The sequence below is a fragment of the Polaribacter sp. genome, from assembly GCF_024639685.1.
Lineage (GTDB): Bacteria > Bacteroidota > Bacteroidia > Flavobacteriales > Flavobacteriaceae > Polaribacter.
On the sequence record NZ_JAHEHX010000003.1, the window covers coordinates 12,424 to 37,090 of the forward strand.

17 protein-coding genes are annotated in these 24,667 nt (G+C 32.1%); 14 read left to right on the top strand and 3 right to left on the bottom strand.

The window, feature by feature from the left end:
• Positions 1-3: 3 nt before the first annotated feature.
• Positions 4-2,442, bottom strand: a complete 2,439-nt coding sequence (gene thrA / locus Q0L44_RS02300) for a bifunctional aspartate kinase/homoserine dehydrogenase I (protein ID WP_296634745.1) — start codon at positions 2,440-2,442, stop codon at positions 4-6.
• Positions 2,443-2,756: 314 nt separating this feature from the next.
• Positions 2,757-4,319 (bottom strand): hypothetical protein, encoded by a 1,563-nt coding sequence (locus Q0L44_RS02305; RefSeq protein WP_296634747.1) that lies wholly within the window; start codon positions 4,317-4,319, stop codon positions 2,757-2,759.
• 129 nt (positions 4,320-4,448) lie between these two features.
• Here Q0L44_RS02305 and Q0L44_RS02310 point away from each other — a divergent pair, with 129 nt between their 5' ends.
• From Q0L44_RS02310 to Q0L44_RS02340, 7 genes are all read left to right on the top strand, one after another.
• Positions 4,449-5,624 (top strand): 2-isopropylmalate synthase, encoded by a 1,176-nt coding sequence (locus Q0L44_RS02310; RefSeq protein WP_296634749.1) that lies wholly within the window; start codon positions 4,449-4,451, stop codon positions 5,622-5,624.
• Between the two features lie 9 nt (positions 5,625-5,633).
• Positions 5,634-6,755, top strand: a complete 1,122-nt coding sequence (leuB, locus tag Q0L44_RS02315) for a 3-isopropylmalate dehydrogenase (protein ID WP_296634752.1) — start codon at positions 5,634-5,636, stop codon at positions 6,753-6,755.
• Positions 6,756-7,023: 268 nt separating this feature from the next.
• Complete coding sequence (gene ilvD / locus Q0L44_RS02320; RefSeq protein WP_296634754.1) at positions 7,024-8,700, top strand: dihydroxy-acid dehydratase; 1,677 nt, start codon at positions 7,024-7,026, stop codon at positions 8,698-8,700.
• Positions 8,701-8,780: 80 nt separating this feature from the next.
• Complete coding sequence (gene ilvB, locus Q0L44_RS02325; RefSeq protein ID WP_296634757.1) at positions 8,781-10,514, top strand: biosynthetic-type acetolactate synthase large subunit; 1,734 nt, start codon at positions 8,781-8,783, stop codon at positions 10,512-10,514.
• A gap of 88 nt (positions 10,515-10,602) precedes the next feature.
• Entirely contained in the window at positions 10,603-11,136 is a 534-nt protein-coding gene (ilvN, locus tag Q0L44_RS02330) for an acetolactate synthase small subunit (protein ID WP_296634759.1), read from the top strand.
• Between the two features lie 125 nt (positions 11,137-11,261).
• Complete coding sequence (gene ilvC / locus Q0L44_RS02335; protein ID WP_296634762.1) at positions 11,262-12,734, top strand: ketol-acid reductoisomerase; 1,473 nt, start codon at positions 11,262-11,264, stop codon at positions 12,732-12,734.
• Positions 12,735-12,905: 171 nt separating this feature from the next.
• Complete coding sequence (locus Q0L44_RS02340; protein ID WP_296634764.1) at positions 12,906-14,498, top strand: NADP-dependent glyceraldehyde-3-phosphate dehydrogenase; 1,593 nt, start codon at positions 12,906-12,908, stop codon at positions 14,496-14,498.
• A 38-nt stretch (positions 14,499-14,536) separates the two neighbouring features.
• On the opposite strand, the gene Q0L44_RS02345 is transcribed toward Q0L44_RS02340, so the two are convergent.
• Positions 14,537-14,905 (bottom strand): SPOR domain-containing protein, encoded by a 369-nt coding sequence (locus Q0L44_RS02345; RefSeq protein WP_296634767.1) that lies wholly within the window; start codon positions 14,903-14,905, stop codon positions 14,537-14,539.
• 194 nt (positions 14,906-15,099) lie between these two features.
• Here Q0L44_RS02345 and Q0L44_RS02350 point away from each other — a divergent pair, with 194 nt between their 5' ends.
• The 7 genes from Q0L44_RS02350 (at position 15,100) to Q0L44_RS02380 (ending at position 24,650) form a co-directional block, all read left to right on the top strand.
• Positions 15,100-16,407, top strand: coding sequence for a cytochrome c3 family protein (locus Q0L44_RS02350; RefSeq protein ID WP_296634769.1), 1,308 nt, complete (start codon positions 15,100-15,102; stop codon positions 16,405-16,407).
• A 68-nt stretch (positions 16,408-16,475) separates the two neighbouring features.
• Positions 16,476-19,535: a TAT-variant-translocated molybdopterin oxidoreductase gene (locus Q0L44_RS02355; RefSeq protein ID WP_296634771.1), complete on the top strand. Its 3,060-nt coding sequence runs from the start codon at positions 16,476-16,478 to the stop codon at positions 19,533-19,535.
• Positions 19,536-19,555: 20 nt separating this feature from the next.
• Positions 19,556-21,019, top strand: coding sequence for an NrfD/PsrC family molybdoenzyme membrane anchor subunit (nrfD, locus tag Q0L44_RS02360; protein WP_296634773.1), 1,464 nt, complete (start codon positions 19,556-19,558; stop codon positions 21,017-21,019).
• Between the two features lie 2 nt (positions 21,020-21,021).
• A complete protein-coding gene (locus tag Q0L44_RS02365) occupies positions 21,022-21,549 on the top strand; it encodes a DUF3341 domain-containing protein (protein ID WP_296634776.1) in 528 nt (175 codons plus the stop codon).
• A gap of 10 nt (positions 21,550-21,559) precedes the next feature.
• Positions 21,560-22,108, top strand: coding sequence for a cytochrome c (locus Q0L44_RS02370; protein WP_296634778.1), 549 nt, complete (start codon positions 21,560-21,562; stop codon positions 22,106-22,108).
• Between the two features lie 26 nt (positions 22,109-22,134).
• Positions 22,135-23,610, top strand: coding sequence for a quinol:cytochrome C oxidoreductase (locus Q0L44_RS02375; protein WP_296634781.1), 1,476 nt, complete (start codon positions 22,135-22,137; stop codon positions 23,608-23,610).
• 35 nt (positions 23,611-23,645) lie between these two features.
• The gene (locus tag Q0L44_RS02380) at positions 23,646-24,650 is read left to right on the top strand and encodes a cytochrome c oxidase subunit II (RefSeq protein ID WP_296634783.1); all 1,005 of its coding nucleotides are present in this window, start codon (positions 23,646-23,648) and stop codon (positions 24,648-24,650) included.
• Positions 24,651-24,667: the final 17 nt, after the last annotated feature.

Sequence of the window (24,667 nt, forward strand, 5' to 3'; positions counted from 1 at the left end):
TTTTTATTGATTTGCTATTCGAATTACATCAGCAAAAATACCAGAAGCAGTAACATCTGCACCTGCACCTGCACCTTTTATTATTAAAGGATTTTCTGGATATCTATCTGTGAAAAATAATACAATATTATCACTTCCTTCTAAATTATAAAAAGGATGCTGTGCAGGAATTTCTTGTAAACCAACATTGGCTTTTCCGTTGATAAATTCAGCCACATATTTTAAACGTGAATTGTTTTTCTGAGCCTTGGTAAATATGGATTGAAAGTGATCTTCATTCTTTTCTAATGATGCATAAAACGCCTCATTATTAGAAGTATTTAAACTCGCTTCAGGTAAAAAAGGATTGTTTTTAATGTCTTCCAACTCTAATTGATAGCCACTTTCACGTGCTAAAATTAAAATTTTTCTGGCTACATCAATTCCACTTAAATCAATTTTAGGATCTGGTTCTGTATAACCTTCTTTTTGTGCTTGTTGCACAATATCTTTAAACGTAGAGTTTGCATTAAAATTATTAAATACAAAATTTAAACTACCTGATAAAACAGCCTGAATTTTATGAATTCTATCTCCTGAATTCACTAAGTTTTTTAAAGTATCTATGATTGGTAAACCTGCACCAACATTAGTTTCAAACAAAAATGATGCATTGTATTTTTTAGATAGATTTTTTAGACTTTTATAGTTGTTGTATTCAGAAGCACAAGCAATTTTATTACAAGTTACTACAGAAATGCTATCTCTTAAATAGTTTGCATACACTTCAGAAACGCTTTTGTTAGCTGTGTTATCTATAAATACGCTATTTCTTAAATTCAGTTTTTTAACATGATCATGAAAAGATGTTAAAGAAGTTTCTTGCCCATCAGCTAATAAATCTTTCCAGTTTTTAAGGTTGATTCCAGATTTATCAAAGTACATTTTTCTAGAATTTGAAATCCCAATAACTCTAATGTTCAACTTTAAGTTCTCTTTTAAGAACTTTTTTTGTTGATGAATTTGCGCTAAAACACGTTCACCCACATTTCCAACTCCTGTTACAAATAAATTAAGTTGTTTTGTGCGTTCTTCAAAAAAATCTTCATGCAAAGCATTTAAAGCTTTTTTTGCATCGAAACTATTTATTACAGCAGAAATGTTTTTTTCTGATGAGCCTTGTGCAATTGCTCTAACATTTACATTGTTTCTACCTAAAGTGCTAAACATTTGTCCACTTAAACCTTGATAGTTTTTCATGCTTTCTCCAACAATTGCAATAATTGCTAAATCGCTTTCTACACTAATAGGTTTTATTTTTTTTCTGTCTATTTCAATACTAAAAGTTGCTTCCAATATCTCTTTTGCTTTTTGAGCATCAGCATCATAAATACCTACACAAATTGAGTGTTCTGAAGAAGCTTGTGTAATAAAGACTACATTTATTTGGGCCAATGATAAAGCTTCAAATAATCGTTTAGAAAAACCAGGAATACCAATCATTCCTCCACCTTCTAAAGTAATTAAGCTAATGTCATCTATATGAGAAATTCCTTTTACATCACTTTTATTTTGTGTGTTTTTACAGATTAATGTTCCTTTATTTTCTGGCGAAAATGTGTTCTTTATTTTAATAGGAATATCTTTCCTTAAAGCAGGCTGAATTGTTGGTGGGTACAAAACTTTTGCTCCAAAATGAGAAAGCTCCATAGCTTCTTCATAAGAAATTTCTGGAATTGGATGTGCTTGTTTTACCACACTTGGATTGGCTGTAAACATTCCAGAAACATCTGTCCATATTTGCAATTCAGATGCATTTAATGCAGCAGCATAAATAGCAGCCGAAAAATCTGAACCTCCTCTTCCTAAAGTTGTTATTTCGTTTTCAGCGTTTGAAGATATAAAGCCTCCTAGAACAGTAACTTGATGGTTATTACTCTTGAAATAAGTATGAATTAAATCATTTGTTTTATCAAAATTAACCTGAGCATTTAAATAAATATCATTGGTAAAAATTAATTCTCTGCTGTCTTTATGAGTTGCATTTAAAATTTCTTTAGCTGCATTTGCAATTATATAAGATGATAATCTTTCTCCAAAACTAGATACTTTTGCCAATGTTTTATCAGACAATTCTTGTAAAAGAAAAACACCTTCATAAATCGCATTTAATTTGGTAAATAGATCTACAATTGTTTCAGTAACTACTTTCGAATTACTTTGAATTAAATCATCTATAACCTTAATATGGAGGCTTTTAATTGATTCTAAAATTTCCTTTGCTTCCTTTATGTTTTCTAAAGCCTTATTTGCACCTGCTAATAAATTGTTGGTCGTTTTGCCAAATGCAGAAACTACAACTGCTGCTTTATCTTGTTTAGAAGTATTTGCTACAATGCTTAATACTTGTTTTATGTTTTCTGAGTTTGCTACAGACGAGCCTCCAAATTTTAATACTTTCATTTTGTAATCTTAAGTATTTACTTTTATAATATCTTTTAACTGAATTGCTTTTTGCAATAGATGATAACCTAAAATAATATGAATAGAAATAAACCCCTAAAGGGTTGTAGTAGTTTTAGAACGAATAAAACCACAATGACTAGTTGCTACTAAAGTAGTAGTTAGAAGTTTTTGTGTATGTTTTTTATATAAAATCACCTTCCAAAAATAAAAGTATTATTTATTCAGGGGTAATAAATTATCAATTATTTTCTAAAATTAGGCAATAAATAAATTGTTGGTAAAATACAGTGTGAAATAAAATGAAAAACGCATTATTTGGTATTAAAATATGATTTTTCTTTAATAACTAAAGAAATGGGTTTGTTTTGTATCTTACTTTCTAACCAAGAAAGAATGTCTAAGTACAAGAATGCTCTTTTTTCATAAGGATGATCTTTAAAAACCTCTAGTTTAGTATGTATTTTTTTAAATTCTTTTTTTATTTCTCCAGGAAATACATCGCTTAAATCTTTTATAGATGTTAAAAATATTTTTTGAACTTCTTGTAAATTTTCCATTTTTAGTAAAAATTTATAAGTTTCAATAAATTGTCTTTCTAGATCGTAATCTAAACCGCATTCATAATGTGCAATAAGGTTAAGAATTCTTGCAAAACATTGTAAATCTTCAGCAGAACTTAGTTTTTTAGATTGAATAATTTTTTGCAAATAAGCAATACACAACTCGTTTTTACCCATCCCAAAATACAAACAAGCAATTTTATAATAAAGCATTACAATGTAATGACTGTCTAATCTGTCTTGGTATTTTTCTAATTTATGATTTATTATAGCTACAAGGTATTCACCTTCAGAGAATGTAGCTTCAAGAAAATGCAGGTGAAGTTTATTAGCATATAAATACTGAAACATTAATAAATCAGTATTCATATTAGAAGGAATAACCTTACTTTCAATTTCTATTTCAAATGCTTTTAGTTCTTTTTTAAAAGTACCGGTTTTTTTAACAAAGAAAGATGCTTCTAATAGATAGTTTATACCTTTTAAATAAAAAACAGGATGTTGACTAATGTATTTTTTATCTTCTTTAAACAGTGCTACCCATTGGCTAGCATATTTGTAGCTGTGTAAAAAATCTTGTGTTAAAAAACTAAACCACAAGTGACTTTTATATAACCATAGTTTTTCTCTAAAACCAAAGGTTTTAAAATTGTATTTAGGAAGTTTACTATAAAAATATTGATTTATAAACTCTAGTTCTTCGTTGTTTTTTACATATCCATTTTGTAGTAGATGACTATATAATTGTAAAGATAAGTTAGAGAGTTTGCTCGCAATTACATTTTGTTGGCTTAATGTTTTTGCTTCTAATGATAGTTGGTTAGCTCTATTGCTTAAACTTCTGGTAATATATTGTGTTTCAATTACTTTTTCTAACTCTACAATTTCATATGCAATATTTTTTTCTTCGTTGTCCAAAGCTAAATTTTTAGCTTTATCTAATAATTTTAAACTTTGTTTGTACAATCCTTTTTGGTAAAGAACTGTAGCAAAGTCTAATTGTTCTCTTATTAATATTCTAATATTCTTGTGAGCAGGGTTTAAGCGCAAACTGATTAAAATCTGCTTGTATAGATGTGCTTTTAAATTCGATAACTGTTGTTTAGATACAATTCCACTTTTAATTATTTCTTTTTCATCATATGTTTTAAGCTTCTCTAGAAATTTAAATAAAGAAAAAAATTTAGCCCCTACATTACCTTCTAACCTACCTACATATAAGTTGAATTGTCTTTTTTCAGATTTGGTTAAAGACTTAATTAAAACGAATAAAGCATCGTTTTGCTGGCTGACTGATGTAAGCTTTTTAATCATAAATATTTAATAATCAGATTTTTATATTTTTAAATCAGATAATAGAAATCGTACAGAGAGGTAAAAGTAACTAATTATTTTAATCTCATTAAATACTTTTGATTAAATATAAAGCCAATTTTTTTAATTATGCAAAATAATCAAGTCCAAATTTTTGATACAACTTTAAGAGATGGTGAACAGGTGCCAGGTTGTAAGTTAGATACTACTCAGAAATTGGTTATTGCAGAAAGGTTAGATGTATTGGGTGTAAATGTGATTGAAGCTGGCTTCCCAGTTTCTAGTCCTGGAGATTTTATATCGGTTTCGGAAATTGCAAAAATTGTAAAAAACGCAACAGTTTGTGGTTTAACAAGAGCTGTAGAAAAAGATATTAAAGTAGCTGCAGAGGCTTTAAAATTCGCAAAATATCCCAGAATTCATACTGGTATTGGCACAAGTGATTCTCATATAAAATATAAGTTTAATTCAACTAGAGATAAGGTTATAGAAAGGGCTGTAAAAGCGGTTGCCTATTCTAAATCTTTTGTAGAGGATGTAGAGTTTTATGCAGAAGATGCAGGTAGAACAGATAATGAGTTCTTAGCAAAAGTGTGTGAAGAAGTTATAAAAGCAGGAGCTACAGTTTTAAATATTCCAGATACTACAGGGTATTGTTTGCCAGAAGAATATGGTGCAAAAATGAAATACCTTAGAGAAAATGTAAAAGGAATAGAAAACGTTACGCTTTCTTGTCATTGTCATAACGATTTAGGTATGGCTACAGCGAACTCAATTGCAGGTGTTGTAAATGGTGCTCGTCAAATAGAATGTACTATAAATGGTATTGGAGAAAGAGCAGGAAATACAGCTTTAGAAGAGGTGGTAATGATTTTAAAACAACACCCTTATTTAAATTTAGAAACCAGTATCAATACAAAATTATTGTATGATACTAGTATAATGGTTCGAGAAAAAATGGGAATGCCTGTACAGCCTAATAAAGCAATAGTGGGTGCAAATGCATTTGCTCATAGTTCAGGGATACATCAAGATGGAGTAATAAAAAATAGGGAAACGTACGAAATTATGGATCCTGAAGATGTTGGTGTAACAGACAGCGCCATTGTTTTAACAGCAAGAAGTGGTAGAGCAGCTTTAGCTTACAGATCTAAAAAAATAGGATATGAATTAACAAAAATACAGTTAGATGAGGCTTATAATTCTTTTTTAAAAATGGCAGATCAACAAAAGGAAATACAAGATGTTGACATTCATTTAATTATGAAGAGTTTAAAAATCCTTTCTACAGTAGTAATCCCATAAAAGTATACAATGAAATATAATATTGCAGTAATCCCAGGAGATGGAGTTGGCCCAGAAGTTGTAGCGCAAGCTATCAAAGTTTTGGATGCAGTAGCAGAGGCTTACGATCATATTTTTATTTATAAAGAAGCAAAATTAGGATCTTGTGCTATTGATAAAACAGGTAACCCTTTGCCTAAAGAAACTGTAGATATTTGTAATACCGCAGATGCGATATTATTTGGAGCAGTAGGAGATCCTAAGTACGATAATGATCCTAAAGCAAAGATTAGGCCAGAACAAGGCTTGTTAAATTTAAGAAGAGCTCTTGGTTTGTATTGTAATATTAGACCTGTAAAGGCATATGATAACTTGTTATCAAATTCTCCACTTAAAAGAGAAATAATAAAAAATACTGATTTTGTAATTTATAGAGAATTAACCGGAGGTATTTATTTTGGTGAAAAAAAATTGAGTCAAGACGAGCAAACAGCTTTTGATGTCTCTTCGTATTCAGTTCAAGAAATTTCAAGAGTAACACATTTGGCATTCCAAGCAGCGCAAAAACGCAGAAATAAAGTAACCTTGGTAGATAAAGCAAATGTTTTAGAAACCTCTCGTCTATGGAGAAGAACAGTTACAGAAATTGCCAAAGAGTATAAAGATGTTGAATTAGAATATTTGTTTGTAGATAATGCAGCAATGAAAATGATTTTAAACCCAACCCATTTTGATGTTATTTTAACAGAAAACCTTTTTGGAGATATGATTTCTGATGTTGCGAGTTCACTATCTGGGTCAATAGGAATATTGTCTTCTTCTTCAATAGGAACTAAAAATGGTTTGTTTGAGCCAATTCATGGTACATACTCTCAAGCCAAAGGAAAAGATATCGCTAATCCTTTAGCCTCAATACTTTCTGCTGCACTTCTATTAAAATATTTAGGCTTATATGAAGAGGCAGATGCAGTGGAAAGAGCTGTAGACAAATCTTTAGCTTTAGGTTTTACTACTCAAGATATCAAAAGGAAAATACAAAAATCAACCACAACTTCTAAAGTTGGTGATTTTATTGCAGATTATATTTTAAATCAAGACGATAGTAACATGAATTTTAGAAATATTCATATGGGACAAAGTACAATTATCTAAATATTTTAAATCTAATATAAAATCGCTTAGGTATGCTCATTGTATCTGAGCGATTTTTTTATTAAATAAAATATTATATTAATTGTAAATTGGTCTTTATGTTGAAAATAATATAAGTATTGAATATCATAATGGTAATAGTATAAAAATCTGAAATACAGTAATTAAGGTCTTTAAAAATTACTATGAGTTTAAATTTAAGAATTACATAATCTATAGCATTACCTTTGAATTATTATATTTTTGTCAAAAAGAATCTTTACCAAAAATGGAGTTAAATAAACATAGCAAAAGATTAACGCAAGACGAATCTCAACCTGCATCTCAAGCAATGCTTTATGCTGTAGGGCTCTCTGATGAAGATATGAGTAAAGCTCAGGTAGGTATTGCAAGTACAGGTTATGATGGTAATCCATGTAATATGCATTTAAACCGCTTAAAAGAAGAGGTTAAGGTAGAGTGTAATATTGCAAACATGGTAGGTTTAGGATTTAATACTATTGGAGTTTCTGATGGGATTTCTATGGGTACTTCAGGGATGAATTATTCTTTGGTATCTAGAGATATAATTGCAGATTCTATAGAAACTGTTATGAATGCACAAAGTTACGATGCGTGTATTGCTATTGTCGGTTGTGATAAAAATATGCCAGGTTCTATTATTGCAATGTTGCGTTTAAATCGTCCATCTATAATGATGTATGGAGGTTCTATTGCATCTGGAAATTATAAAGGAAAAAAATTAAATATTGTTTCTGCGTTTGAAGCTTTAGGACAAAAAGTAGCCGGCGAAATTGATGAGAATGAATACAAAGAAATTATAAAAAGAGCAATTCCAGGAGCAGGTGCTTGTGGAGGTATGTATACCGCAAATACAATGGCTTCTGCAATAGAATGTATGGGTTTTGCTTTGCCTTATAATTCATCAATTCCAGCAGAGAATCCAAACAAATTATCTGAGGCAGAGAGAACTGCTTTGGCTATTAAAAATTTATTGGAGTTAGACTTAAAACCATTAGATATTATTTCTAAAAAATCTTTAGAAAACGCTGTTGCTTTAGTAAACGCATTAGGAGGTTCTACAAATGCTGTTTTGCATTTTTTAGCAATTGCACATGCAGCAGAAATAGATTTTACTTTAGAAGATTTTCAAAGAGTATCAGACAGAACTCCTTTAATTGCAGATTTAAAACCATCAGGTAAATACTTAATGGAAGATGTCCATGGAGTTGGAGGAACACCTGCAATTATGAAGTATTTACTAGAAAGTGGCTATTTGCATGGAGATTGTTTAACTGTTACAGGTAAAACATTGGCAGAAAATTTAGCACATGTAAAAGCAATGGAGTTTGAAGATCAAGATGTTATTTATCCAAAAGATAAAGCGTTAAAGACATCAGGAAATATTCAAATTATTTACGGAAATCTAGCTACTGAAGGTGCTGTTGCTAAAATTTCTGGAAACGAAGGTTTATTGTTTGAAGGTAAAGCTGTGGTTTACGATGGTGAACAAGCAGCAAATACAGGTATTTCAAATGGAGAAGTAGAAAAAGGCGATGTTGTTGTAATTAGGTATGTTGGTCCAAAAGGTGGTCCAGGAATGCCAGAAATGTTAAAGCCAACTTCATTAATTATGGGTGCAGGTTTAGGTAAATCTGTAGCATTAATAACAGATGGTCGTTTTTCAGGAGGTACTCATGGCTTTGTTGTTGGTCATATTACTCCAGAAGCACAATCTGGAGGAGCAATAGGTTTGTTAGAAACAGGTGATAAAATTAAAATAAGTGCAGAAGATAACTCTATTAATGTACTTATTTCTGATGAACAATTAGCAAAAAGAAAAGAAAATTGGGTAGCACCTATACTAAAACATAAAAAAGGAATTTTATATAAGTATGCGAAATCTGTAGCTTCTGCATCTAAAGGATGTGTTACTGATTTATAAAGATGATATAGATAAAAGAATAAAGAGAAAAGAGAAAGATTAGAAAAATCTTCTTTTTCTATTCTAAAAAGAGGAAATATATGGAAATACAAACCATAAAATCACAAGGTAAAACTAATAAAGCTACAGAACGTATTTCTGGAAGCGAGGCAGTTGTGAGGTGTTTAATAGCAGAAGGTGTTGATATTTTATACGGATATCCTGGAGGTGCAATTATGCCTGTTTATGATGAATTATATAAGTATCATGGTAAAATCCACCATGTTTTAACACGTCACGAGCAAGGAGCAACACATGCCGCACAAGGTTACGCGCGTATTTCTGGTAAAGTAGGTGTGGCTATTGCTACATCTGGTCCTGGGGCTACAAATCTAATTACAGGAATTGCAGATGCTCAAATAGATTCTACACCAATGGTTTGTATTACAGGTCAAGTAGCTTCTCATTTATTAGGTAGTGATGCTTTTCAAGAAACAGATATCGTTGGTATTTCTACACCTGTAACAAAATGGAATTGCCAAATTACTAAGGCTGCAGACATTCCAAAAGTTATGGCAAAGGCATTTTATATAGCAAGAAGCGGAAGGCCTGGACCTGTTTTGGTAGACATCACAAAGGATGCTCAGTTTGAAGAGTTTGATTTTTTGTACGAGAAATGTACGCATGTTAGAAGTTATAATCCTTTGCCTACAACAGATATTATAAAAGTTAAAGAAGCTGCAAATCTTATAAACGCAGCAAAAAAACCATTAATAGTTTGGGGTCAAGGAGTAATTTTAGGAAAAGCTGAAGAAGAGCTTAAGGCAGTTCTAGAGAAAGCAGGTATTCCTGCTGCATGGACTATTTTAGGTGCTTCAGCAATACCAACTTCTCATCCTTTAAATGTAGGTATGGTTGGTATGCATGGTAATTATGCTCCAAATGTTTTAACCAATGAGTGTGATCTTTTAATTGCAATAGGAATGCGTTTTGATGATAGAGTTACAGGTAGCTTATCTACGTACGCAAAACAAGCAAAAGTAATTCACTTTGAAATAGATCCTGCAGAAATTGATAAAAATGTAAAATCTGATGTTGCAGTTTTAGGTGATGCAAAAAAGAGTCTAGAGGAATTATTACCGTTTTTAGAAGAAAAAAGTCATACAGATTGGCATCAGAAGTTTAAAGATTTATACCAAATAGAATACGATAAAGTAATCAAGAACGATTTATATCCTACAAAAGAAGGTCTAACAATGGCTGAAGTTTTAAAGGAAATAAATAGTCAAAGTGAGGGTAAAGCTGCAATTGTTACAGATGTTGGTCAGCATCAAATGGTTGCATGTAGATATGCAGATTTTAATGTGTCTAAAAGTAATATTACTTCTGGCGGTTTAGGAACTATGGGCTTTGGTTTGCCAGCGGCAATTGGTGCAAAAATGGCAGCTCCAGACCGTGAAGTGATTTCTATTTCTGGAGATGGAGGATACCAAATGACAATTCAAGAATTAGGGACCATTTTTCAACAAAAAGCGGCTGTAAAGGTTGTTGTTTTGAATAACGATTTTTTAGGGATGGTTCGTCAGTGGCAGCAATTGTTTTTTGATAAAAGATATGCATCAACAGAAATGGTAAATCCAAATTTTGTTGCAATTGCTGAAGGGTATTACATTAAAGCAAGAAAAGTTACCAAACGTGAAGAATTAGCTGAAGCAGTTGCAGAAATGATGCAAAGTAAAGAAGCTTATTTCTTAGAGGTTTGTGTAGAAAAAGAAGATAATGTTTTTCCAATGATTCCAACAGGAGCAAGCGTTTCTGATATAAGGTTGGAGTAAAGTTAGAGTATAGAATAAAGAACACAGAATAGAGAAGAAAGAGAAAAGTTTGTTAACTTTTATTTCCATTTTTTAATATCTTAAAAATATGAGTACAGAAGATAAACAGTTATATACAGTATCTATTTATACAGAAAACAATATTGGATTGTTGAACAGAATTTCTGCAATTTTTCAGAGAAGACACATTAATATAGAAAGTTTAAATACATCTCCATCAGAAATAGAAGGCGTTTCTAAATTTACTATTGTTGTAAATATGGATGAGGTAAATATTAAGAAAATTTTAGGTCAAATAGAGAAGCAAGTGGAGGTAATTAAGGCTTACTATCACAATTTAGATCAAATTATATATCAAATTTCTGGATTGTTCAAAATCAAGTCTGAATTACTGTTTGAAGAGCCTCATATACAGAACATCATTAAAGAGAGTAATGCTAGAATTGTGACAGTGAATAAAGCTTTTTTTATCCTAGAAAAATCAGGTAAAAAAGAAGAGATTGTAGAAATGTATAATCAACTAAGTAAATTCGGAATTATGCAATATACGCGTTCAGGATTAATTGCGGTTACCAAAGAAGAGATGAAAATATCATCATTATTAGAATCATACAACAACTAAAAATAAAATTTAGAAGAAAGAGCAAAGAACAAAGAATAAAGAGAGAAGACTTTTAATTTTAGATTAGTCGATCTCTTTTCCTTTCTCTCTTTTCTTTCTTCTGATTAAAAATTAAAAACAAGAAAATGTCAAATTATTTTAACACATTAACATTAAGACAAAAATTAGAGCAATTAGGTCAATGTCGTTTTATGGATGCTTCAGAATTTGAAGATGGTGTAACTGCTTTAAAAGGAAAAAAGATTGTTATTGTGGGCTGTGGAGCACAAGGTTTAAATCAAGGTCTAAATATGAGAGAATCTGGTTTAGATATCGCTTATACCTTAAGGCAAGCAGCAATTGATCAGAAAAGAGAATCGTACACAAATGCAACTTCTAACAATTTTGAAGTGGGTACGTATGAAGAGTTGTTGCCAACTGCAGATTTAGTAATTAATCTAACTCCAGATAAGCAACATACAAACGTGGTAAAAGCAGTAATGCCTTTAATGAAAAAAGGAGCTACTTTGTCATACTCTCATGGTTTTAATGTGGTTGAAGAAGGCATGCAAATTCGTGAGGATTTAACAGTAATTATGGTTGCGCCAAAATCTCCGGGTTCTGAAGTTAGAGAAGAGTATAAAAGAGGTTTTGGAGTGCCTACATTAATTGCTGTGCATCCAGAAAATGATCCTGAACAAAAAGGGTGGGCGCAAGCAAAGGCGTATGCTGTAGCAACAGGTGGTCATAAAGCAGGAGTTTTAGAATCTTCTTTTGTGGCAGAAGTAAAGTCAGATTTAATGGGTGAGCAAACTATTTTATGTGGATTATTGCAAACAGGTGCAATTTTATCCTTTGATAAAATGGTAGAAGAAGGTATAGATGCAGGTTATGCAGCCAAGTTAATTCAGTATGGTTGGGAAACAGTAACTGAAGCTTTAAAACATGGTGGAATCACAAATATGATGGATCGTTTGTCCAATCCAGCAAAAGTGGAAGCCTTTAGATTGTCGGAAGAATTAAAAGACATTATGCGTCCATTATTTCAAAAACATATGGATGATATTATGACTGGTCATTTCTCTAAAACTATGATGGAAGACTGGGCTAATGATGATGTAAACTTATTAAAATGGAGAGCAGCAACAGGTGAGACTGCCTTTGAAAAACAGCAAATTACAGATCAAGAAATCCCTGAACAAGAATATTTTGATCATGGAACTTTATTAGTTGCTTTTGTAAGATCGGGTGTGGAATTGGCTTTTGAAGCAATGACAGAATCAGGTATTATAGATGCATCAGCATACTATGAGTCTTTACATGAAACTCCATTAATTGCAAATACAATTGCAAGAATGAAGTTGGCGGAAATGAATCGTGTAATTTCTGATACTGCAGAGTATGGTTGTTACTTATTTGACCATGCATGTAAACCATTATTAACAGATTTCATGAAAACTGTATCTACAAATGTTATTGGTAAATCTTTTAGTAATGAAAATGGAGTAGATAATCAAGAGCTAATTAAAATCAATAAAACTATAAGAAATCATCCTGTAGAGGTTGTAGGTGAGCAATTAAGAGCTTCTATGACAGCTATGAAAGTGATTAAGTCTTAACTTTTTTAAGAACCTATTGTGAAATCTGCTAAATAAATTTTTAGCAGATTTTTTTTTGATTTTTCCGAAATCATTTTCGTAAATTATTTTTAAATTTGAAGCTAGCAAGGTTTATTTTTGTTAAATTGTAAGTTAAATTATTATCTTTAAATTATTTCAAAAGAAGTACTTATGAAAGGGTCTTATAAAAGCATACCAGAAATTTTTAAAATAAACTCACAATTACATCAAAATACATATTTGGTAAATGGAGAATTAATAACTTGGGAAGGAGATGTTTCTGAAGTTTATTCTACAATATCTTCTACGAAAGAGTACAAGCCTACTTTGTTGGGTACAATTCCTAACCTAACAGAAAGGCAAGCTTTAGATGCTTTAAATTCTGCTTATAGAGCTTATAATAAGGGGCAAGGCTTATGGCCGACAATGGGTGTTGCAGATAGAATTGCATGTATGGAGGAGTTTACAGAGCAAATGAAAACCAAAAGAACAGAAGTTGTAAAGCTATTAATGTGGGAAATTGGTAAAACACTTGCAGATTCAGAAAAAGAATTCGACAGAACTGTAGCTTATATTTATGATACAATTGAGGATTATAAACAGATGGATAGAGATTCTGCTAAGTTTGAAAAGCATAGCGGAGTTCATGCACATATACGAAGAGGTCCATTAGGAGTTGTTTTATGTTTGGGTCCTTATAATTATCCTTTAAACGAAACTTTTGCGCTTTTAATTCCGGCCTTAATTATGGGGAATACTACTGTTTTTAAACCTGCAAAACATGGTGTCCTCTTATTAACGCCTTTAATTGAAGCGTTTCAAAATAGTTTTCCAGAAGGTGTAGTTAATATTATTTATGGAAGAGGTCGTGTTTTAGCTACGCCTATTATGAAAACAGGTAAAGTAGATATTTTAGCGCTAATAGGAAATAGTACTTCAGCCAATGCAATACAAGCAAATCACCCTTACAAAAATAGGTTGCGTTTAGTGTTGGGTTTAGAAGCTAAAAATCCAGGAATTGTTTTGCCAGATGCAGACCTAGATTTAGCAATTGATGAATGCTTAACAGGTGCAACTTCTTTTAATGGGCAAAGATGTACAGCTCTTAAAATAATTTTTGTGCATGAACATATTGTAGATAAATTTAATAAGCGATTTGCAAAAAAAGTAGATGCACTTAAATTTGGTAATCCTTGGGAAAAGGATGTAAAATTAACGCCTTTACCAGAACCAGGAAAGCCAGATTATATTCAAGAATTAATAGACGATGCCAAACAAAAAGGAGCTACGATTTTAAATAAAAAAGGAGGACAAAGAACAGAAAATTATATATTTCCATCCGTATTATATCCTGTTTCAAAGAATATGAGAGTTTATGAAGAGGAACAATTTGGACCAGTAATACCAATTGTTTCTTTTAAAAACATTCAAGAACCTTTAGATGCAATGGCAGACTCTAACTACGGTCAGCAAGTAAGTGTTTTTGGTAGTGAAGTAAAAACATTAGCACCTTTAATTGATACACTAGTAAATTTAGTTTGTAGAGTCAATTTAAATAGTGCAGCACAAAGAGGTCCTGATGTATATCCTTTTACAGGTAGAAAAGATTCAGCAGTTAGTACTTTAAGCGTTCATGATGCGTTGCGATCTTTTTCTATCAGAACTTTTGTAGCATCAAAAGATACACCCTACAATAATAAAATCATACAAGACCTTTTAGATAAGAAAACCTCTAATTTTATTAATACGGAATATATTTTGTAAAAAAAAAGGTCCTAAAACAAATGTTTTAGGGCCTTTTTTTATTTCCCAAGAGGAATAACAATAAGTCCTGAAAATTTTTCTGAATAAAGAAGCATTGCTTTATCTGCTTCCAATTTTGTTTTGTAATTACCTGTAAGAACTTTCCAGTAAGGCTGTTCATAGTTAAGTTTTAGTGAAACTTTAGGAAAAGTGAGTTCAAATTCACTTTTTAAGTTTCTTGCATCTACTTCATCTCCATAATAAAGTTGTATACAATAACCGTAGCCAAATTCTTTATTAAAAGCTCTTTTTTTAGCAATAAGTCTGGCTACTTTATCATTAGATTTTGTTTTATTTTGAGCGATTAAATCAATGTTTGAGACTGAAAACGCCAAGATAAAAAATAGAATAAATGCATTTTTTCTCATGAAAATGTTTTTTACAAAAGTACTGACATCTTTTCTATTTTTGAATTTAAAAATCATTATTTAGAATTATTATAAATTAATGTTTTACATTCTTTTCCTTTTTTTAAATTTAGCAATATGTAGTACTTTTGTGTGACTGTTCAAAAACTGTTTTTTTTGAGCTATTTATACAGATATTAAAATAATTTGTAAATATGAAAAGTGTAGTGTTACACAGTAAAATTGCTAAAAAACTAGTCAAAAGTTTCGCAATTATTCTGCTTTTTTCAATCAGTTTATCTTCTTATTCTCAAGAGGTTGACGCTGCTCGTCAGGCCGAAGGAAGAAAGCTATTTAAGTCACTTTGTGCATCTTGTCATAAGTTAGACAGAAAATTAGTAGGTCCTGCTTTAGGAGGTGTAGAGGGTAGAAGAGAAAACGAGTGGTTGTTAGCTTGGATTAGAAATAATGTAGAGTTAAGAGCTTCTGGTGATAGAGATGCTATTGCAATCTACGAGGAGTATAATGGTTCTCCAATGAGTGCTTTCCCTCAATTGAGTGATGGTCAAATCAATGATATCCTTTATTATACTACTGTTGGGGATCCTGTAAAGCAAGTTGCTGCAGGTGCAGCTGCAACAGGTGTTGCTGTTGGAGATGGTTCTGGTGGTTCTCCTAAGTGGATTATTTATTTATTGGCTGGTGCTATTGTTGTTGCTTTTTTAATGATTGCTAGCTTGCTGAAGCAGGTAAATGAGTTAAAAGGTAAAAAGTCTGAAAACAAGTCAAATTTAAAAAGAGATTTACACGAATTGTGGTTGGGTATAAAAGGGAATACCTTTTTACATGTTGTAACCACTATTTTTGTTTTATTGATGAGTGCATACATTGTATTCGGAACGCTATATAAAGTTGGTGTAAACGAAGGGTATATGCCTTTACAGCCTATTGCTTTTTCTCATAAAATACATTCTGGAGAAAACAAAATCGAATGTCAGTATTGTCATTCGTCGGCAAAGCATAGTAAACATTCAGGAATTCCTTCTGTAAACGTGTGTATGAATTGTCATGAAAATATTGCTGAGGTTGCTGAAGGAACCGTGGTAGAATGGGATGGTGTTACTTATGGTAAAGCGCAATTAGATAAGGAAATTGCTAAAGTATATGATGCAGCAGGATGGGATCCAGAAGAATTAGAGTATACTGGTAATAGAAAACCGATTAAATGGATTAGGATTCATAATTTACCTGATTTTGCTTATTTCAATCATTCACAACACGTTACAGTTGGCGGTATAGAGTGTCAGAAATGTCATGGTCCTGTAGAGACTTATGATGAGATGCGTCAATACTCTCCATTAACCATGGGTTGGTGTATCAATTGTCATAGGGAAACAAAAGTAGATTTAAAAGGTACTGAGTACTATGACAATATTCACAAAGAATTAGCTGAAAAGTACAATGTAGATAAAGTTACTATTGCACAATTAGGTGGTTTAGAATGTGGTAAGTGCCACTATTAATAAAAGAAAGATAGTTTTTGTTTTATCAATTATTTAAAATAAAAACTAAAACTAATAACTAAAAGTAAATGGCTTCAAACAAAAAATACTGGAAAAGTGTTGAAGAGCTAAAAGATAGTTCTATTGTTGAAACGTTAAGTAAAAATGAGTCTGTAGGAGAAATAACTACAGATCAATTTTTAGGTGATAAAGAAACATTAGAAAATAGTTCTACTTCACGTAGAGATTTTTTAAAGTACGTTGGTTTCACTACAGCCGCAGCTTCTTTAGCTGCTTGTGAAGGACCGGTTAGAAAGTCTATTCCTTACGTAGTAAAACCTAATGATATAATTGCGGGAGTTGCAGATTGGTATGCAACCTCAATGGCAGATGGTTACGATTTTGCAAATGTTTTAGTAAAAACAAGAGAAGGTCGTCCAATTCAAATTATGCCAAATAAAGAGGCGAATGGAACAACTTCAGCTAGAGTACAAGCTTCTATTTTATCGTTATACGATGAAAAATTAAGATTAAAAGAACCAACTAAGTCAGGTGAACCAATTACATGGTCTTCAGCTGATAAGGATATTGCCCTACAGTTAGAAGGATTTAAGAGTCAAAATAAACCAGTTGTTTTATTAACAGGTTCAATGGCTAGCCCTTCAACAGAACAAATTATATCAGAGTTTTTGAATGTATTTCCAAACACAAAACATGTCGTTTATGACGCTGTTTCAGAGTCTGGAGCTGCAGATGCTATGTTGGCGATGTATGGTAAAAGAGAGTTGCCAAATTATCATTTAGAAAAAGCCAAAACAATTGTTTCTTTTGGAGCAGATTTTTTAAGTGATTTTCATGGTGGTTTTGAGAAAAGCTATGTAAATGGAAGAAAGCCAGAGACTGGCGAAATGTCTTACCATGTTCAGTTTGAAAGCAACATGTCATTAACTGGTGCTAATGCTGATAAGAGGGTTGTTTTAAAACCTTCAGATCAAGTTTTTGCTTTGTTAAACCTTTATAACGCTATAACAGGAAGTAATGTTGCTTCTAAATCTACACCTGCAGATGCTGAGGTGAAGAAATTGGCAAAAGAGTTGAGAGAAAACGGTTCTAGTTCTGTTGTAATGACAGGATTAAACGATAAAAATGCACAATTAATTGCATTTGCTATAAATGAGGCTTTACAAAGTAATGTATTTGATGTTCTAAACACATTACAAATTCGTCAAGGAAATGATGCTGAGGTTGCAAAGTTGATTTCTGATATGAAGTCTGGTAATATTGCAGGTTTATTAACGCACAATGTAGATCCTATATACTCTTCATCTAAGTCTGCTGACTTTATTGAAGGGATAGAGAAAGTTGAATTATCAGTTGCATTATCATCTGAGAATAGTGCTACTGTAAACGCTTCTATGTTTGTGTTGCCTACTCCACATTTCTTAGAATCTTGGGGAGACACACAATTTGATAGTATTACTTATGGTTTAATGCAACCAACCATTCAGCCATTATTTAATACCCGTCAATTGCAGGATACTTTATTAAAATGGTCTGGAAATTCAACAAGTTATTATGATTATTTAAAAGCTTTTGCTACAAATAATGTTTTAGACGGTGGTTCATGGAATACAGCTTTGCATAATGGGTATTTTGTAAGAACTATTTCAGATAAAAATATATTTAATAATTCAGTTTCTTTATCAGCTGTTGCTGCTAATTTGTACAATGTTACACAAAAAGCAAGTGGATTCGAACTTAATTTATATACAAAAACTAGTTTAGGAGACGGTAAGCAAGCAAACAATCCTTGGTTACAAGAATTCCCTGATCCAATTACAAGAACTTCTTGGGACAATTACCTAACGATGTCTATTGCTGATGCAAAAGAATTAGGTTTTTCTAATCCTGTAAAAGACAATGGTGCTATTAATGGTGATTATGCTAAAATTTCTGTAAACGGAAAAGAAGCTGTAGTTCCTGTAATGATTCAACCAGGACAAGCAAAAGGTTCTGTAGGTTTAGCATTAGGTTTTGGAAAAACTTTTGGATTAAAAGAAGAAATGCAAGTAGGTGTTAATGCATACTCTTTTTATGCAGATAGTAATAATATTCAATATGGAGTTACTATAGAAAAAGTAGAGGGTTATCACGAGTTTGCTTGTACCCAGGTTCAAAAAACCATTGCTGGTCGTCATGACATTTTAAAAGTAGCTTCTCTAAAAGAATATAAGACTGTAGATCCTAAAGATCATCATCATGGATGGAATAAGCCTGCTTATGTGTCTTATGATCATCAAGAGGTAGAGGCTAATACCATAGATTTATGGGATGAGCACAATAGAGAATTAGGGCATCACTTTAATTTGTCTATAGATTTAACCTCTTGTACAGGTTGTGGAGCATGTGTTGTAGCATGTCATGCAGAAAATAACGTTCCTGTTGTTGGTAAAAGAGAAGTAAGAGTTGGTAGAGATATGCATTGGTTGCGTATTGATAGGTACTATTCATCTACAGTAGAAACGAGAGAAGATGCTAAGGAATTAGGTTTAAGTAGAGGGGAAACGTATGAAGCTCTAGAAACTGAAGCTGAAAATCCTGAAGTGACTTTTCAACCTATGATGTGTCAACACTGTAATCATGCACCTTGTGAAACAGTTTGTCCAGTTGCAGCAACAACCCATGGACGACAAGGTCAAAATCAAATGACATATAACAGATGTGTAGGTACAAGATATTGTGCAAACAACTGTCCATATAGAGTTCGTAGATTTAACTGGTTTGAATATGCAAATAATAACCAATTCGACTTTAACATGAACAATCAATATGGTAAAATGGTATTGAATCCAGATGTTGTTGTACGTGGTAGAGGAGTTATGGAGAAGTGTTCTATGTGTATTCAAATGACACAAGCAACAATTCTAGAAGCTAAAAAAGAAGGTAGACCTGTTAATACAGATGAGTTTGAAACAGCTTGTTCATCTGCGTGTACAACAGGGTCATTAGTATTTGGTGATGTAAATAATAAAGAGGACAAAGTAACTACTCTTACAAAAGATAAAAGAGCTTATAATGTCTTAGATTATTTACAAACAAAGCCGAATGTAATCTATCAAGTAAAAATAAAAAACACTAACGAAGCGTAATTAAATTTAAGATATAGCATATGTCTCATTACGAAGCACCCATAAGGGAACCTTTAGTATTAGGTGATAAGAGTTATCACGATATTACCGAAGATATTGCAAAGCCTATAGAAGGTAAAGCAAATAAGAATTGGTACATGGCATTTTACATTTCTTTAGCAGCGATGCTATGGGGATTTGGATGTATCTTCTACACAGTAGGAACTGGTATTGGAGTTTGGGGATTAAACAAGAACATTGGATGGGCTTGGGATATCACCAATTTTGTATGGTGGGTAGGTATTGGCCACGCAGGAACACTTATTTCTGCAGTACTTTTATTATTCCGTCAAAAATGGAGAATGGCTATAAACCGTTCTGCAGAAGCAATGACAATTTTTGCTGTTTTTCAGGCAGGTTTGTTTCCAATTATCCACATGGGTAGACCATGGAATGCTTATTGGGTTTTACCATTACCTAACCAATTTGGTTCGTTGTGGGTAAACTTTAACTCACCATTGTTATGGGATGTATTCGCAATTTCAACGTACCTTTCAGTTTCATTGGTTTTCTGGTGGACAGGTTTATTACCAGATTTTGCAATGATTCGTGATAGAGCTGTAAAGCCTTTTCAAAAGAAAATTTATGCTTTATTAAGTTTCGGTTGGTCAGGTAGAGCTAAAGATTGGCAACGTTTTGAAGAAGTATCTTTAGTATTAGCTGGTTTAGCTACTCCTTTAGTACTTTCTGTACATACTATCGTATCTATGGACTTTGCTACTTCAATTAATCCAGGTTGGCATTCAACAATTTTTCCACCTTATTTCGTAGCTGGAGCAATTTTTTCAGGATTTGCAATGGTACAGACCTTATTAGGAATCATGCGTAAGGTTACAAATATGGAGGAATATATTACACGTTTACATGTAGAGTACATGAACATTGTAATTATTTTAACAGGAGGTATTGTTGCAGTAGCATATGCAACCGAATTTTTTATAGCTTGGTATACTGGTTCACCTTACGAAAATTATACATACTTATCTGTAGGAGCTGCAACAGGTCCTTATTGGTGGGCTTTTTGGTCACTGTTAATTTTTAACATTTTTATTCCTCAATTACTTTGGTTTAAAAAGATAAGAAGAAGTTTTATTTGGTCATTTATTATCTCTATTGCCATCAATATAGGTATGTGGTTTGAGCGTTTTGATATTATTGCAATTGTATTAAGTAAAGGTCATTTACCTTCAACTTGGTGGAGATTCGAACCAACTTTTGTAGATGTAGGTATTTTTATTGGAACTATTGGATTTTTCTTTGTGTTGTTTTTATTATACGCAAGAACATTCCCAGTAATTGCACAAGCTGAAGTAAAAACAATATTAAAATCTTCTGGAGAATTTTACAAAAAAAGAAGAGCACAGGGTATTCCTTCAAAACCAGCAATAGTTGTTGCTAAATCAGTATCTAAGGAAGCTAACTCTGATAAAAACAAAGAAGAATAATTATGGAATCATCAAAAGTTATTCACGCATTTTACAATGATGATGAAGTGTTGTTAGATGCTGTAAAAGCAGTAAAATCTGAACACTATCATATAGAAGAAGTATTTTGTCCATTTCCAGTACATGGTTTAGACAAAGCAATGGGATTAGCTCCAACAAAGTTGGCAATTACTGCTTTCTTTTACGGAATTACAGGTTTGTCATTTGCAATTTGGATGACAAATTATATGATGATTGAAGATTGGCCGCAAGATATTGGAGGGAAACCAAGTTTTTCTTGGATAGAAAACATGCCAGCATTTGTGCCAATTATGTTTGAATTAACAGTATTTTTTGCTGCACATTTAATGGTTATTACGTTTTACATGAGAAGTAGAATTTGGCCATTTAAAAAAGCAGATAATCCAGATCCTAGAACTACAGATGACCATTTTTTAATGGAAATTCCAATTCACAATAATGAAGAAGCATTAACTTCATTATTGTCAAAAACAGGAGCTGTTGAAATTAATATAGTAGATAAGCACTAATAAAAGAAGAATGAAGAGTTTAAAATTATTTATTGCTTTAGTTGTTTTTGCAAGTATAGTATCTTGTAATGACAGAAGAAAACCTCAGTTAGAGTATATGCCAGATATGTATGTATCTATACCTTATGACACTGATGATGCAAATGGTTTAAATGGAAAACCAGTAAATAGTAAGCCTGTTGCTGGTACTATTCCAAGAGGCGGTCATCCTGCTTATGATATTCCTGACACTCCTCAAGGATACGAAAAAGCGAAATCTGAACTTAAAAATCCAATTGAAGCTTCTGAAGCTAACTTAGAAAAAGGTAAAGAATTGTATTCAATTTACTGTATTTCATGTCATGGTAAAAAGGGAGATGGAAATGGTTATTTAGCACAAGCAGAAAAGTTTGAAGGGATACCAAGTTATAAAGACAGAGATATTACTGCAGGTTCTATTTATCACGTTATTTATCATGGTAAGAATTTAATGGGATCTCACTCAGGACAATTAACATATAACGAACGTTGGCAAATAATTCATTACGTAGAACAATTACGTGCTGATTTATTAAAATAATTACAAAAAGATAGATTACGAAAGATATGTATCAATTCTCAGGTAAATTAAAATCGCTCTCTATTATTCTAACAGTTGTTGGTTTAATAGGTATTGGATATAGCTTCTATACAGCTCCAGGTTCAATAGAGGACGCTAAAGAAATTATTGCAAATCAGTCATCTCACGGTGATGATCATGGAAATAATCACGCTGATGCTGCACATACAGCTATTTCAGACAGTGATTCACACCATGACGCCTCAGTAGAAGCTGATTCACATCATGGAGCAGAGAACACGCATCATGAAGGTGCTAAAGACGTAAGCAATCATGAAGCTCACAACGAACATGATGCTCATGCAGAACATGCATTTCATCAATTGCAAAATAAGCCTTGGTCTGCTTTATATGTTTCTTTATTTTTTTTCTTAGGAATTTCTCTTTTAGTGTTAGCATTTTATGCAGCTCAGCGAGTAGCTCAATCAGGTTGGTCTATCGTTTTATTTAGAGTAATGGAGGCAATTACAGCAAATTTAGTTCCAACTTCAATAATTATGGTACTAGTTATTTTAGCTGCTTCAGTATTGCATGTAAATCATATGTTTCCTTGGATGGCAGAAGGTGTTTTTGATCCTTCAAGTCCTAATTACGATGCAATAGTAGATGGAAAATCATGGTGGATGAATGTACCAGGATGGACAATCAGAAGTATTGTATACTTAGTAATTTGGAATGCATATAGATGGTTTATTAGGAAAAATTCAATTGCAGAAGATACTGCGAACGATAATCAAAAGACATATAAGAAAAACTATAATGCATCTGTTATCTTTTTGTTCTTATTTATGATTTCAGAATCTATGATGTCTTGGGACTGGATTATGGGCTTAGACCCTCACTGGTTCTCTACATTATTTGGTTGGTACGTATTGGCTAGTTTGCTTGTAAGTTCTTTAACAGTTGTTGCTTTCGTTACTATTTATTTACGTTCAAAAAATGCAATACCTGGTATAAATGACAGTCATATTCATGATTTAGCCAAATTCATGTTTGGTTTCTCTGTATTCTGGACTTATTTATGGTTTGCACAATTTATGCTAATTTGGTATGCAGATATTCCTGAAGAGACAACATACTTTGTAGCAAGATTTAATGAGTACAAATTACCATTCATAGCGATGGTTGTAATGAATTTTGTATTCCCTGTTTTGTTATTATTGAATAGTGATTACAAGAGTATTCCATGGTTTGTTGTTATAGGAGGTATTGTAATTTTAGGAGGGCATTACATAGACATATTTGTAATGATTATGCCAGCAACAGTTGGTCCTTTCTGGTCATTTGGTATTGCTGAATTTAGTGCGATTTTATTCTTCTTAGGAATATTTATTTACACTGTATTTAGTGCGTTTGCCAAGGTAAATCCAATTCCAAAAGGAAATCCTTTCTTAGAAGAAAGTGAACATTTTCATTATTACAATATAGAACACAGAGGAGAAGGTTCAGGAGATCATCATTAATAAATTAAGAATTAAATAATTAAGAAAAGATATATATGCTAGCTCTATTTTATATTTTTATAGGTGTTGCAATGGCTGTAAGTATTTGGCAGATCACTAGAATCTTAGATTTTAGAGGTGTGATTGCCAACGATGAAGACAATGCGAAGCAAGGTAAATACGCAATTTATTTTATGGTTTTTTTATATGCTATAATGATTTATTGTTTAATCTCCTTAAATGTGATTATGTTGCCAGAATCTGCTTCTATTGAAGGGGAGCACGATGATAGATTATTCAATACTACTTTTTGGTTAATAGGTATTGTACAATTTATTATGCAGTTTTTAATTTTCTATTTTACATTTAAGTACAGAGGAAATAAAAATAACAAAGCAAAATTTTATGCAGACAGTCATAAGTTAGAAATGATTTGGACTATTATACCTGCAGTAGTTTTGGTTGTTTTAATTGGGTATGGTTTATGGCAGTGGAATAATGTTATGGACATTGATGATGATGAAGCAGTCGTTATTGAAGTTTACGCTTATCAATGGGGATGGCATGCACGTTATGCTGGTGAAGATAATACTTTAGGTACAGGTAATGTAAACTATATCAAAGGTATAAATACTATGGGTGTAGATATGTCGGATGTTAATTCACAAGACGACCAACAGGTAACTGAATTGTATTTACCAAAGGGTAAAAAAGTACATTTTAAATTCCGTTCTCAAGATGTGTTACATTCCGCATACATGCCACACTTTAGAGCACAGATGAATTGTGTTCCTGGTATGGTTACAGAATTTGCTTTTACGCCAAAGTACACTACTGAGGAAATGAGAATGCAATCTGAGGTAAGAGAAAAAACAAAGGGAATTAATAAAATTAGAGCAGCTAAAGGTGAAGATCTTTATGAATTTGATTACTTACTTCTATGTAATAAAATTTGTGGAACTTCTCACTACAGTATGCAAATGAAAATTACGGTTGTAGAGGAAGAAGAGTATGATACTTGGATTTCAGAACAGCCAACATTAGCAACAGTTATACAATAATTAATAAAAAAGACACT

Bases quoted from the DNA above. Each gene is read 5' to 3' on its own strand.
- thrA (WP_296634745.1), bottom strand. From the start codon at position 2,442: ATGAAAGTATTAAAATTTGGAGGCTCGTCTGTAGCAAACTCAGAAAAC.
- Q0L44_RS02305 (WP_296634747.1), bottom strand. From the start codon at position 4,319: ATGATTAAAAAGCTTACATCAGTCAGCCAGCAAAACGATGCTTTATTC.
- Q0L44_RS02310 (WP_296634749.1), top strand. From the start codon at position 4,449: ATGCAAAATAATCAAGTCCAAATTTTTGATACAACTTTAAGAGATGGT.
- leuB (WP_296634752.1), top strand. From the start codon at position 5,634: ATGAAATATAATATTGCAGTAATCCCAGGAGATGGAGTTGGCCCAGAA.
- ilvD (WP_296634754.1), top strand. From the start codon at position 7,024: ATGGAGTTAAATAAACATAGCAAAAGATTAACGCAAGACGAATCTCAA.
- ilvB (WP_296634757.1), top strand. From the start codon at position 8,781: ATGGAAATACAAACCATAAAATCACAAGGTAAAACTAATAAAGCTACA.
- ilvN (WP_296634759.1), top strand. From the start codon at position 10,603: ATGAGTACAGAAGATAAACAGTTATATACAGTATCTATTTATACAGAA.
- ilvC (WP_296634762.1), top strand. From the start codon at position 11,262: ATGTCAAATTATTTTAACACATTAACATTAAGACAAAAATTAGAGCAA.
- Q0L44_RS02340 (WP_296634764.1), top strand. From the start codon at position 12,906: ATGAAAGGGTCTTATAAAAGCATACCAGAAATTTTTAAAATAAACTCA.
- Q0L44_RS02345 (WP_296634767.1), bottom strand. From the start codon at position 14,905: ATGAGAAAAAATGCATTTATTCTATTTTTTATCTTGGCGTTTTCAGTC.
- Q0L44_RS02350 (WP_296634769.1), top strand. From the start codon at position 15,100: ATGAAAAGTGTAGTGTTACACAGTAAAATTGCTAAAAAACTAGTCAAA.
- Q0L44_RS02355 (WP_296634771.1), top strand. From the start codon at position 16,476: ATGGCTTCAAACAAAAAATACTGGAAAAGTGTTGAAGAGCTAAAAGAT.
- nrfD (WP_296634773.1), top strand. From the start codon at position 19,556: ATGTCTCATTACGAAGCACCCATAAGGGAACCTTTAGTATTAGGTGAT.
- Q0L44_RS02365 (WP_296634776.1), top strand. From the start codon at position 21,022: ATGGAATCATCAAAAGTTATTCACGCATTTTACAATGATGATGAAGTG.
- Q0L44_RS02370 (WP_296634778.1), top strand. From the start codon at position 21,560: ATGAAGAGTTTAAAATTATTTATTGCTTTAGTTGTTTTTGCAAGTATA.
- Q0L44_RS02375 (WP_296634781.1), top strand. From the start codon at position 22,135: ATGTATCAATTCTCAGGTAAATTAAAATCGCTCTCTATTATTCTAACA.
- Q0L44_RS02380 (WP_296634783.1), top strand. From the start codon at position 23,646: ATGCTAGCTCTATTTTATATTTTTATAGGTGTTGCAATGGCTGTAAGT.